Annotated in this window: 9 protein-coding genes and 3 pseudogenes; 8 read left to right on the top strand and 4 right to left on the bottom strand. The window is 54.3% G+C overall.

Translation table 11 applies throughout. The features are described from left to right. From QZ506_RS19410 to QZ506_RS19400, 3 genes and pseudogenes are all read left to right on the top strand, one after another. Positions 1-126: pseudogene (locus QZ506_RS19410) on the top strand (IS630 family transposase); the annotation flags it as partial. A gap of 303 nt (positions 127-429) precedes the next feature. Beyond that, positions 430-1,380, top strand: a complete 951-nt coding sequence (corA, locus tag QZ506_RS19405) for a magnesium/cobalt transporter CorA (RefSeq protein ID WP_291973246.1) — start codon at positions 430-432, stop codon at positions 1,378-1,380. A gap of 258 nt (positions 1,381-1,638) precedes the next feature. Next, positions 1,639-2,697: an AbrB family transcriptional regulator gene (locus QZ506_RS19400; RefSeq protein WP_291973243.1), complete on the top strand. Its 1,059-nt coding sequence runs from the start codon at positions 1,639-1,641 to the stop codon at positions 2,695-2,697. Here QZ506_RS19400 and rarD read toward each other — a convergent pair. Together rarD and QZ506_RS19390 are read right to left on the bottom strand one after the other, a co-directional pair. Then, complete coding sequence (rarD, locus tag QZ506_RS19395; RefSeq protein WP_291973241.1) at positions 2,668-3,576, bottom strand: EamA family transporter RarD; 909 nt, start codon at positions 3,574-3,576, stop codon at positions 2,668-2,670. The two genes, QZ506_RS19400 and rarD, sit on opposite strands and share 30 nt — an antisense overlap. 146 nt (positions 3,577-3,722) lie before the next feature. Next, entirely contained in the window at positions 3,723-4,211 is a 489-nt protein-coding gene (locus QZ506_RS19390; protein WP_291973239.1) for a thioesterase family protein, read from the bottom strand. A 205-nt stretch (positions 4,212-4,416) separates the two neighbouring features. On the opposite strand from QZ506_RS19390, the pseudogene pldA reads away from it, so the two are divergent. The 3 genes and pseudogenes from pldA to rhtC all read left to right on the top strand — a co-directional run bounded on the left by pldA (position 4,417) and on the right by rhtC (position 7,898). Then, positions 4,417-5,290 (top strand): annotated as a pseudogene (pldA, locus tag QZ506_RS19385) (phospholipase A). A 128-nt stretch (positions 5,291-5,418) separates the two neighbouring features. Beyond that, positions 5,419-7,251, top strand: a complete 1,833-nt coding sequence (recQ, locus tag QZ506_RS19380) for an ATP-dependent DNA helicase RecQ (RefSeq protein WP_291973237.1) — start codon at positions 5,419-5,421, stop codon at positions 7,249-7,251. A 44-nt stretch (positions 7,252-7,295) separates the two neighbouring features. Further along, complete coding sequence (rhtC, locus tag QZ506_RS19375; protein ID WP_291973233.1) at positions 7,296-7,898, top strand: threonine export protein RhtC; 603 nt, start codon at positions 7,296-7,298, stop codon at positions 7,896-7,898. Between the two features lie 76 nt (positions 7,899-7,974). Here rhtC and rhtB read toward each other — a convergent pair whose 3' ends face one another. Next, on the bottom strand, positions 7,975-8,595 hold the full coding sequence (gene rhtB / locus QZ506_RS19370) for a homoserine/homoserine lactone efflux protein (RefSeq protein ID WP_291973231.1): 621 nt from the start codon (positions 8,593-8,595) through the stop codon (positions 7,975-7,977). Positions 8,596-8,809: 214 nt separating this feature from the next. Between rhtB and pldB the strand changes: the two genes are divergently transcribed. Together pldB and yigL are read left to right on the top strand one after the other, a co-directional pair. After that, the gene (pldB, locus tag QZ506_RS19365; protein WP_291973229.1) at positions 8,810-9,820 is read left to right on the top strand and encodes a lysophospholipase L2; all 1,011 of its coding nucleotides are present in this window, start codon (positions 8,810-8,812) and stop codon (positions 9,818-9,820) included. Positions 9,821-9,871: 51 nt separating this feature from the next. Then, positions 9,872-10,678, top strand: coding sequence for a sugar/pyridoxal phosphate phosphatase YigL (gene yigL / locus QZ506_RS19360; protein ID WP_291973227.1), 807 nt, complete (start codon positions 9,872-9,874; stop codon positions 10,676-10,678). A 48-nt stretch (positions 10,679-10,726) separates the two neighbouring features. On the opposite strand, the pseudogene glpT reads toward yigL, so the two are convergent. Continuing rightward, positions 10,727-12,076, bottom strand: a pseudogene (gene glpT / locus QZ506_RS19355) (glycerol-3-phosphate transporter). Positions 12,077-12,218: the final 142 nt, after the last annotated feature.

Genomic DNA, 12,218 nt, shown 5'->3' with positions numbered 1-12,218 from the left:
TTTGAAAACACCCGCGATTTTCGGGATGCAATATTTAATTTTTTCACCAATACGCTACCAGAAATAGCGGACTCGCTGACGTCCAGAATTCACGATCGTTTTCAGGTGCTCAAACCTGCATCTTGAGGTTTATTGGGTATAACTGTCACAGTTTAAAAGTTGACAGGCTTTTTCATCTCGGCGTAACATGCGCCCATCATTATTCCCGGAGGGCCCCGCCTTGGACACACCCAGTCGATACTGGCTCATTAATCAATTGATTACTAACCATTTCTAAGGCTTCCTGGTGGTTATCGGTGATGTTGTATCCCTCCGTCATCAAATTGAGTCAGCACCGTCGGTTCGAAACCTGTTGGTGCCCTGTCATCACCGTTTCTGTGCTTCAACGCGTCCGTCTTTCTCTGTTATCGCACTAGGAGCACATGGCCTATGCTGAGCGCATTTAAACTGGATAACTGCCGTTTATCCCGTCTGGAACTGGACGACACCGATGATATTGCCGCCTCCGTGTGGGTGGATTTGGTCGAGCCTGAAGATGAAGAGCGTGAGCTGGTGCAAAACCGGTTGGGGCAGAGCCTGGCAACGCGCCCTGAACTGGAAGATATCGAAGCATCGGCTCGTTTCTTCGAAGACGAAGACGGCCTGCATATCCACTCCTTTTTCTTCTTCGAAGACGCGGACGATCACGCTGGAAACTCCACCGTGGCATTCACCATTCGCGACGGGCGTTTGTACACGCTGCGTGAGCGCGAGTTACCGGCCTTTCGTCTGTACCGGATGCGCGCGCGCAACCAGACGCTGGTAGACGGTAACGCCTACGAACTGTTGCTCGATCTGTTTGAAACCAAGATTGAACAGCTGGCCGATGAAATCGAAAACATCTATAGCGATCTGGAATCGCTCAGTCGCGTGATCATGGAAGGGCGTCAGGGCGAAGAGTACGACGAAGCGCTCTCGACGCTGGCGGAATTGGAAGACGTGGGTTGGAAGGTACGCCTGTGTTTGATGGATACCCAACGTGCGTTGAATTTTCTGGTACGTCGCGCGCGCCTGCCGAGCGGGCAACTGGAACAAGCGCACGAGATCCTGCGCGATATCGAATCCCTGTTGCCGCACAATGAATCTCTGTTTCAGAAGGTTAACTTCCTGATGCAGGCGGCGATGGGCTTTATCAATATCGAGCTGAGCCGCATTATCAAGATCTTCTCGGTGGTTTCCGTGGTGTTTCTGCCGCCGACGCTGGTGGCGTCCAGTTATGGGATGAACTTTGAGTTTATGCCGGAATTGAACTGGTCGTTTGGTTACCCGGGGGCTATCGTGCTGATGATCCTGGCAGGATTTGCTCCGTATCTCTACTTCAAGCGCAAAAACTGGCTGTAGCCATAGTGCTATGCTTCCCGGCGTAAGCCGGGAACGCGCTCATTTTCTGCTTCTATACCCTAAATAATTCGAGTTGTATGAAGGCGGCAAGGGAGAGAATCCCGATGAGCTTACTCAGGTAAGTGATTCGGGTGAACGAGTGCAGCCAACGCACAGGAGCTTGAAGTATGACGGGTATACGATCATTTCCATATTCATGGCCCCCTACTTCTGTTTAGAATGAAACCTCTACAGGTATTGTCATATCAGGTTGTCGCTATGGGAAGGGTTTCGCCCTTGGCGCAGTGGGGAGTGCTGTTGGTTGCTTCTCTGCTGCTGGGGTTGGTATTGCAGTGGTTCCATGTTCCGGCCGCATTTCTGTTAGGGCCGATGATGATCGGCGTCGCCATGGGGTTGAAAGGGGCGACTATCCGTATGCCTCCTGCGTATTTTTGGGCCGCTAATGCCATCCTTGGCTGTCTGGTGGCGCAGAGCCTTTCCTTCTCTATCTTGAGTCCGCTGTTGCAAGAATGGCCGTTAGTGTTGGGAATTTTGGTGGCAACCCTTGCCGCCAGCAGCTTTTCTGGCTGGTTACTAGTCAAGTTCAGCGCCTTGCCCGGCACCACTGGGGCCTGGGGTGCGTCACCCGGCGGTGCCTCGGCCATGGTTGCTATGTCGAGCGAATTTGGTGCCGACGTGCGTCTGGTGGCGTTTATGCAATACCTGCGCGTGCTGATGGTGACTGCTGCTGCCGCATTTGTGGCGCGTTTGAGCCTTGGTGAAACGGCTGCGCATAATACCGCCGCGCTGATCTGGTTTCCTGCTCTCGACTGGCGTTTTTTTGCCACACTTGGTGTGGCATGCTGCGGCGTGCTGTTGGGGCGCTGGCTGCGCCTGCCGTCCGGCGCACTGCTGGTGCCGATGACCCTCGGTGCCGCGCTACACTCGACGGGGACGCTGACGCTGCAAACGCCGGAGTGGATACTGTCATTGGCCTATGCATTTATCGGTTGGAGTGTGGGCTTAAGCTTTACTCGCCCGATTTTTCTGCTGGCCATCCGCACCTTGCCACAGATGATGGCCTCTATCGTCGGCCTGATGGTGCTGTGTGGAGGGATGGCTTACGGGGTAACGCTGTTGCTGCCGGTGGATATTCTTACCGCATATCTGGCGACCAGCCCTGGTGGGCTGGACTCCATTGCGGTCATTGCAGCGGGCAGTAACGTTGACATGGCCTTTGTGATTGCGATGCAAACCCTGAGGCTGTTTTCGACGCTGCTGTTTAGCCCGGTGTTGTCACGCTACATCTCACGACACACGGCGCTGAACGCGACGTAATTTCCGCTGGACGATGAGGGCATCGATGATAAACAGCGCCAGCGCCGCCCAGATAAAGCCGAATGCCACCATTTTGTCGCTGCCGAGCGGTTCGCCATAAAGAGTGACAGCGATGATAAACATCAGCGTCGGGCCGAGGTACTGGAAGAACCCGAGCGTAGACAGGCGCATTCTCACAGCGGCGGCGGTGAAAAACAGCAGCGGCACGGTGGTCACGATGCCTGCGCTGACTAACAGCAGATTGAGCGTCGCACTGTTATTGCCAAGGTGGCTGCTTGGTGTATCGGCGATAAAAAACAAATAGATAATTGCCGCAGGCAGCAACCACAGTGTTTCAATCAGCATGCCGGTCTGGCCGTCTACGCCGAGTTTCTTACGCAGCAGGCCATAGATCGCAAAACTAAAGGCCAGCGCCAGAGCAATCACCGGCACGGAGCCAAACTGCCAGAGCTGAATCAACACGCCGCTGAACGCCAACAGTACCGCGCACCATTGCAGGCGGCGGAAGCGCTCACCGAGAAAAATCATTCCCAGCATCACGTTAACCATTGGATTGATAAAATAGCCCAGGCTGGCTTCCAGAATGTGATTATGGTTTACCGCCCAAATGTAGAGCAGCCAGTTGCCGCCCACCAGCACGGCGGTCAGTGCCAGCATCAGCAGCGTTTTGGGCGATCCCATGACGTGTTGTACCTGACGCCATTTGCGGCTGATGCTCACCAAAACCAGCATGAAGAGAAACGACCAGATAATCCGGTGCGTAAGAATTTCTGTAGCAGGCACTGCGCCAATCAGCTTGAAGTAGACGGGTGCGATGCCCCAAATGAAATAGGCACCAAGGGCGAATAACACACCCTGGCGTGATTGCTGTTCATTCATGTGGAAGGCTTACTCAACGGACTGAAGAGGGAGTACTGTACGCGAAACCGCAGTGATTTTCATCTTTCCTTCCCGTTTTGGTGCTTCGTTTTGGTAAAATAGGATTATTCAGCCTTTTATATCGTTACTGTGCGAATAATTCGGCGTTATCTGACGATATAGGTGGCCGTTGCGGTGGTGATATGCACCTGCGCCTCGTTGTGCAACTCGGCGCGCGCCACGGCGATTTTATTGCAGCCACGCAGCAGCGTGCTGGTCAGGGTAAAGTGCTCGCCGCGGCCCGGGCGCAGATAGTCCACGCGCAGATCAATGGTGCCCATGCGTGCCAGTCGCTGATGAAATTCCTGAATGCTGATACTGTGGTGCCGTAACAGCGCGCTGCCAACGCAGACCAGCCCGACGGCGATCACACCGCCGTGGAGAATTTTTTGCAACTCATTGCCGACCAATCGCTCCTGACGATCAAACACCAAAATGGCATGGTCGACTTCAAACTCACGCAGTTCAAGCCCCAGTTCCCGGTTGAAGGGAATCTGATAAATAAATATGTCGCTGACGCGTTGGCGAACGCTCTCCTGAGGCAGCATGGCATCAGGGGAAAGCGTGTCATCCTGCTGGACAAGCGGTAATGACATAGCGGGCGGCCCTCAGTAACGATCGGAACAGAGAATAAGGATAGTTTAACGTTAAATTTTTGTTTGTTTTATGAGGTGTTTCTGTTTCTTTTGAGAAAAGCATGAATAACTAGGAAGTGATGATTCAAGTACAGATTATGAAGCTAGAATAATAACGAGCGTGTCTATCATTTTTCCTTACTTTCATGTTGGTCGGAGATACCGTATGCGCAAAATTGCGGGCGTAGTGGCGCTCTTGTTGGCGGCACAAGTTCAGGCAGAAGAAGCAAAAGTTCAAGTTGTACACGACAGGCCCGCAGTGCGTGGCAGCATTATTGCCAATTTGCTGCAAGACCACGATAACCCTTTTATCCTTTATCCTTTATCCCTACGAAAGTAACTATCTGCTTTATACCTACACCACCAACATCAACAAACAAGCGATCAGCAGTTACGACTGGGCCAAAGAAGCGCGTAAAGATGAAGTGAATTTCCAGTTGAGTCTGGCCTTCCCCGTCTGGCGCGGCATCATGGGCGACAATTCGCTGTTGGGAGTCTCTTATACCCAGCAATCTTGGTGGCAGATGTCGAATGCCGATGAATCCTCACCGTTTCGTGAAACTAACTATGAACCGCAGATATTTCTTGGCTGGGCGACCGATTACAGTTTGGGCGGATGGACATTGCGCGATGTGGAAGTGGGGCTGAATCACCAATCTAACGGCAAGGCAGATCCAACTTCGCGCAGTTGGGATCGCGCCTATATGCGCCTGATGGCGCAAAACGGCAACTGGAAGGTGGATCTTAAACCCTGGTTCCTGATCCCCGACCGCAAGGATGACAACCCGGATATCACCAAGTATCTGGGGTATTATCGGGTTCGTGTTGGCTACGTCTGGGGCGACAGCATTTTCAGCGTGGCAGGGCATTACAACTGGAACAGCGGTTACGGCAACGCAGAGTTGGGGTGGAGCTATCCGATAACTAGGCATGTACGCTTTTATACCAAGGTGGTTAGCGGCTACGGCGAATCGATGATCGACTACAACCATCGGCAGACGCGTTACGGTGTTGGTGTGATGTTGAACGATATCTTTTGAGGCGCGTTTTCAGAAAAAATAATTCTCGTGGTCAAAAGATTGCAGTTTTTATAACAGGCGCTGAAAATAGCGCCTGTTTGATTTTATCGGCCACGGGCTGATGCGATGCAAAGAGGATCGGGGAACGCGTGTCTACGGCGGAAGTGTTAAATAAGGAAGCGTTAGCGGCTCAGGTTCTACGCGATACGTTCGGTTATCAGCAATTCCGTCCCGGTCAGGATGCGGTCATCCGGGCTGCGGTCAACGGTCAGGATTGTCTGGTGATCATGCCGACCGGAGGCGGAAAATCGCTATGCTACCAGATCCCCGCATTGGTGCTGGATGGCCTGACGTTGGTGGTGTCTCCGCTGATCTCTTTGATGAAAGACCAGGTGGATCAGCTTCTTGCCTACGGCGTGACGGCAGCCTGCCTGAACTCGACCCAGACCCGTGAGCAGCAGTGGGACGTGATGACCCGCTGTCGCAGCGGTGAAATCAAGCTGCTGTATATCGCGCCGGAGCGTTTAACCACAGACAGCTTCTTTGACCAGCTTGCTCAGTGGAATCCGGCACTGATTGCCATCGACGAAGCGCACTGTATCTCCCAGTGGGGGCATGATTTCCGCCCGGAATACCGCGCCCTTGGGCAAATCAAGCAGCGTTTCCCCACGCTGCCAGTGGTTGCCTTGACGGCCACCGCTGACGACGCGACGCGCAGTGATATTGTGCGCCTGCTCGATCTGCACGAACCGCATATTCATCTGAGCAGCTTCGACAGGCCCAATATCCGCTATACGCTGGTGGAGAAATTTAAACCGCTCGATCAACTGTGGATGTTTGTGCAGGGTCAGCGCGGTAAAAGCGGCATCATTTATTGCAACAGCCGGGCGAAGGTAGAGGATATCAGTGCGCGTCTGCAAAATCGTGGCCTCAGCGTGGCGGCATATCATGCTGGGTTGGACAACGAACGGCGTGCGCAGGTACAGGAAGCGTTTCTACGTGACGATTTGCAAGTGGTGGTAGCCACCGTCGCCTTTGGCATGGGTATTAACAAACCCAACGTGCGCTTTGTGGTGCACTTTGATATCCCACGCACGATCGAATCCTACTATCAGGAGACCGGGCGTGCCGGGCGAGATGGCCTGCCTGCGGAAGCCGCGCTGTTTTACGATCCGGCTGACATGGCGTGGTTGCGCCGCTGCCTTGAGGAAAAACCGCCAGGCCCGCAGCAAGAAATTGAACGACACAAGTTGAACGCGATGGGGGCGTTCGCGGAGGCGCAAACCTGCCGCCGTCTGGTGTTGCTTAACTATTTTGGTGAAGGGCGGCATGCCCCTTGCGGTAACTGTGATATCTGCCTCGATCCACCTAAGTGCTATGATGGCCTGGTGGATGCGCGAAAGGCGCTCTCCTGCGTATATCGGGTGGGGCAGCGCTTTGGCCTAGGCTATGTGGTAGAAGTGCTGCGCGGGGCTAATAACCAGCGTATTCGCGAATGGGGACACGACAAGCTGCCAGTGTACGGCATTGGCCGTGAGCAATCGCATGAGCATTGGGTCAGCGTACTACGCCAACTGATTCACCTGGGGTTCCTCATGCAAAATATTGCATTGCACTCAGCGGTACAGCTGACAGAATCGGCCCGTCCGGTGCTGCGCGGTGAGATACCTTTGCAGTTGGCGGTGCCTCGCGTGGTTAACCTGAAGCCGAAAGCGAACCAAAAATCGTACACCGGGCTTTACGATCGCAAGCTGTTTGCCAAGCTGCGCAAACTACGCAAAGCCATTGCTGATGAGGACGATATCCCGCCTTATGTGGTGTTCAGTGATGCCACGCTGCTGGAAATGGCCGATCGCTTGCCGGTGACGGCAAGCGAATTGCTTACGATTAACGGCGTCGGGCAGCGTAAACTGGAGCGATTCGGTACGCCATTTATGTCGCTGATCCGTGAACATCTGGACGATGGCGACGATGTGCGCTGATCGGACTTGAATTTCTAGACTCTGTGGTAAAAAAGGAAAATATCATGATGTTGTTTTTGACCGTGGCGATGGTGCACTTCGTGGCATTGATGAGCCCGGGACAGGATTTCTTTTTTGTTTCCCCAGACGGCGGCGAGTCGCTCGCGCAAAGAAGCCATGATGGGCGTTCTGGGTATTTCTCTGGGGGGGTAATGGTGTGGGCGGCCATTGCGTTGATGGGGTTGCACCTGTTACTGCAAAAAATGGCGTGGTTGCACGATGCTATTACCATCGGCGGTGGATTGTATCTGTGCTGGATGGGACGGCAGATGTTGCGCGCAACGCGTCGCAAAGGGGAGCTGCAAACGGTTGAAACGGTAGAACTGCCTTCGAAAGGGAAAACCTTTATACGCGGTTTGCTGACCAACCTCGTTAACCCGAAAGCGCTTATCTATTTCGGCAGCGTATTCTCTTTGTTTGTGGGCGACAGCGTTGGCACCAGTGCGCGCTGGGGGCTGTTTGCATTAATCTCTCTTGAAACGCTGCTGTGGTTTAGCCTGGTGGCAATGGTGTTTGCCTTGCCTGCAATGCGCCGTGGCTATCAGCGTTTGGCTAAATGGATTGATGGTCTGGCGGGGGGCTGTTTACCGGCTTTGGGCTACATCTGATTATTTCGCGTTAAGCGAGCATGACGTAGCACTCCCGCTGTTTTGTCCTCGCCTCCGGTTGGCGGCAAGTGACGGATTACACCTTACGCGCCGTTGCCCGTAGCGCGCCGACCAGCATAAACAACGAGCCAAACAGCCGGTTGAGCAGGCGGATTTGGCGCGGCCCTTTCAGCCATACAGCAATGCGAGTGGCGAGTGTGGCGTAACCGATCATCACCACAATATCGACCGCCACGGTGGCCACCCCCAAAATCAGATACTGAGCAACCTGCGGCTGATGCGGCACGATAAACTGTGGGAACAGCGCCGCCAGAAAAACGATGCTTTTCGGGTTGGTGAGGTTGACCAGAACGGAACGACGAAACAGCTGGCGGCGTGGCAGGGTGCCCGCCAGCGCATGCAGATCGAGTGAACCAGCCGCGCGCCACTGCTGGATACCGAGCCAGATCAGATAAGCGGCACCGAGCCATTTCAGAATGTCAAAAGCCAGCAGCGATTGCGATAGCAGCGCGCCAAGACCAATACCGACCAATACGATATGGATAGCCAGCCCGACTTGCAGCACAGCGATGGATGCCGCCGCACCGCGATAGCCGTGACTGATGGCAGTGCTCATGGTATTGATAGCCCCGGACCCCGGAGAAAGGCTGAGAATAAGCGTTGTGAGAAGATAGGTTAACCACCAGTCGAGGGTCATAGCTGCTTCCTGATTGCATGTTGTTGCATTGGCATTGTTTGCGATCGCGGCAACGGAAACTGAAGGGCTTACCTATGCGTTACGTGGTTAAAAATTGCGACCGAATGTGCCACAATACGCCATTGCTGATTGTTGTGCCAGCGATCACAAAACTCTCTGGTAGTCCCCGCGTGGCAGGGGGCTAGCGCGGTGTCGTGCAGCAAGGAGAAACGTGATGTCACCCGAAATTTCCGGCCTATTATTAAGAGAAAAACAGTTTTCTGCCTTCGTCACCGGGACGCTGTTGGATTTCTGGCGTCAGCGTGAAGAGGGGGAATTTCCCGGCGTTGATGATGTGCCGATCCGCTTTGTACGCTTTACCGCTCCAGAGCACACGCGTTTGGTGGTGGTGTTTCCCGGCCGCATAGAAAGCTATGTAAAGTATGGTGAAGTAGCCTACGATTTGTTCCAGGCGGGTTATGATGTGCTGATCATGGATCACCGCGGCCAAGGGCGCTCCGGGCGGATGCTGGAAGACGGTAATCGTGGCCATGTGGTACGCTTTGGTGACTACGTAGACGACGTCGAGCAATTCTGGTTGCACCATGTGGATGCGGTGAAAACGGCCGAGCCCTTTCGCTACCAGCGCTGCTTTGCGCTCGCCCACTCAATGGGCGGTGCGATCCTAGGGCATTTTTTGGCACGTCGGCCGGATGCATTCGATGCCGTGGCGCTGTGTGCGCCCATGTGTGGCATTAAATTGCCGATGCCAGGCTGGCTGGCTTCACGCATTGTTGCCTGGGCGGAACTGCACCCGCGCATTCGCGATTATTATGCTATCGGCACTGGGCAATGGCGTCCGCTGCCCTATTTGATCAACGTGCTAACGCACAGCCGTGAGCGTTACCGTCGCAGCGTGCGTGCCTATGCCGATGAACCCGGCCTGCGCGTTGGCGGCCCGACCTATCACTGGATGCGGGAATCGATGGCTGCCGGGCGTGAACTGATGGCATTGGCTGCGCACATTACCACCCCCTTGCTGCTGCTTCAGGCACAGGAGGATATCGTGGTGGATAATCACAGTCAGGATGCGTTTTGTCAGGCGTTGGCTGAAGCCGGACACCCCTGTGTTGGTGGTACTCCGGTGGTGATTGCGGGTGCCCGCCATGAACTGTTATTCGAAGAAGATGGGATTCGGGCGCAGGTGTTTACCCATATTCTCAACCATGTTGCACAATATCCGTAAATGTTGCGGCCAACGCCGCGCCATTCCCCTTAGAGGTGAGAGTTCACTGTTATGTATCACATCGTTGCTTCCGATTTAGATGGCACGCTGCTGTCGCCAGACCACACGCTGTCTCCATTCGCCAAAGAGACCCTGAAACTGCTGACCGCACAGGGCATCCACTTTTTGTTTGCCACCGGGCGGCATCATCTGGATGTAGCGCAGATTCGTGACGGGCTGGGCATCAGCGCCTTTATGATCACCTCTAACGGCGCGCGCGTGCACAATACCCAGGGTGAACTGATCTTCAGTCACAATCTGGATCAGGATATTGCACACGACCTCTACGGCATGGTGTACCGCAACCCGGAGATGCTGACGCACGTCTACCGTGACGATGAATGGTTTATGAGCCGCTCTCGTCCGGAAGAGGAACGCTTTTTTCAGGAGCCAGTATTCAAATACAAACTGTTTGAACCGGGCCTGCTCGGCACTGATGGTGTGAGTAAAGTGTTCTTCACCTGTGACAGCCATGAGAAGCTGCTGCCGTTGGAAGAGGCGATCAATGCACGCTGGGGCGATCGGGTTAACGTGAGCTTTTCCACGCTGAGCTGTCTGGAAGTGATGGCGGGCGGCGTATCCAAAGGCCATGCGTTGGAGCAAGTCGCCAAACTGATGGGGCATACCCTGACGTCGTGCATTGCGTTTGGCGATGGCATGAACGATTTTGAAATGCTGTCGATGGCCGGTAAAGGATGCATTATGCGCAACGCGCATCAGCGCCTGAAAGATTTACTGCCGCAACTGGAAGTCATTGGCAGCAATGTGGACGATGCGGTAGCGCACGCGTTGCGTCGTCTGTTTCTCTCTGCGGTGTGAGGATGTTGCTGGTAGCCAAGGCCGCCAGCAGACAGAAGGAGCTTGCGATTAGGCGCGTTTCTCCATTTCCGCCTTATGTTTCTTCTCATTGATCATGGTGATAAACAGCAGTACTACCGCCATGACGCTGCCGCCGACCATCACCATAAAGCCGCCGTCCCAACCGAAGAAGTCAACTGTGTAGCCGACGATGGCGCTGGCTGCAACGGAGCCGCCGAGGTAACCGAACAGTCCGGTAAAGCCTGCCGCTGTACCCGCCGCTTTTTTCGGTGCCAGTTCCAGCGCGTGCAGGCCGATCAGCATGACAGGGCCGTAGATCAGGAAACCGATAACAATCATGCAGGCCACATCGATGCCCGGATTGCCCGCAGGGTTCAGCCAGTAAACCACGGTGGCGATGGTGACCAGCGTCATAAAGAACACCCCGGTAGCACCACGATTGCCCTTGAACACCTTGTCAGACATCCAACCGCACAGCAACGTGCCAAGGATCCCCGCATATTCGTACAGGAAGTAAGCCTAGGAGGATTTATCCAGCGCGAAGTGTTTCACTTTTTTCAGGTAGGTCGGTGACCAGTCGAGAATACCGTAGCGCAGCAGGTAGACAAACACGTTGGCAATCGCGATATGCCACAGCAGCTTGTTCGGGAACACATACTGCGTGAAGATCTCTTTTGCCGTCAGTTCCTTCTTTGAGGTTTCGGTGTAGTCCACCGGGTAGTCATTTTTGTACTCTTCAATCGGCGGCAGACCGCAGGATTGCGGGGTGTCGCGCATCATCACGAAAGCGAACACCGCAATCAGGATCGCGCCAAACGCCGGCATGTAGAGCGCTGCTCTCCAGTCATGGAACCAGGCCATCCCCAGCAGGAACAGCAGCGGTGGGATCCCGCCACCCAAGTTGTGGGCGCAGTTCCAGACAGAAACAATACCGCCGCGTTCTTTCTGCGACCACCAGTGCACCATGGTGCGCCCGCACGGCGGCCACCCCATGCCCTGGAACCAGCCACACAGGAACAGCAGTACAAACATGATAGCGATGCTTGATGTTGCCCAAGGCACAAAGCCCATAAACAGCATCACTGCCGCCGCCAGAATCAACCCTGCGGGCAAGAATACGCGCGGGTTGGAACGGTCGGAGATGGAGCCCATGATAAATTTGGAAAAACCATAGGCGATAGAAATCACTGATAACGCAAAGCCAAGGTCACCGCGAGAGAACCCCTGTTCAATCAGGTACGGCATGGCTAATGCGAAGTTTTTTCTTACCAGATAGTAAGCGGCATAACCGAAAAAGATCCCAAAAAAAATCTGCCAGCGCAGACGACGGTATAGAGGATCGACCTGATCGTCGCTCACCCTGGGCTGGTGCTGAGCGGGTTTAAAAATACTCAGCATAAGAGCCTGTTTAAGATTTTGTGTAAATGCCTTTCCTCAGAAGTGACCGTCAAGGCGGTCACCGAACTCGATAATAAAGCGACTCATTGCCATACGCCAGTCCTGTAAGGGCATCGTCCATTTCTGTGATGCCGCCTGGATT

Source organism: Candidatus Symbiopectobacterium sp. (assembly GCF_020054415.1).
Taxonomy (GTDB): Bacteria; Pseudomonadota; Gammaproteobacteria; order Enterobacterales; family Enterobacteriaceae; genus Symbiopectobacterium.
This window is presented reverse-complemented; position numbering and strand designations above follow the sequence as displayed.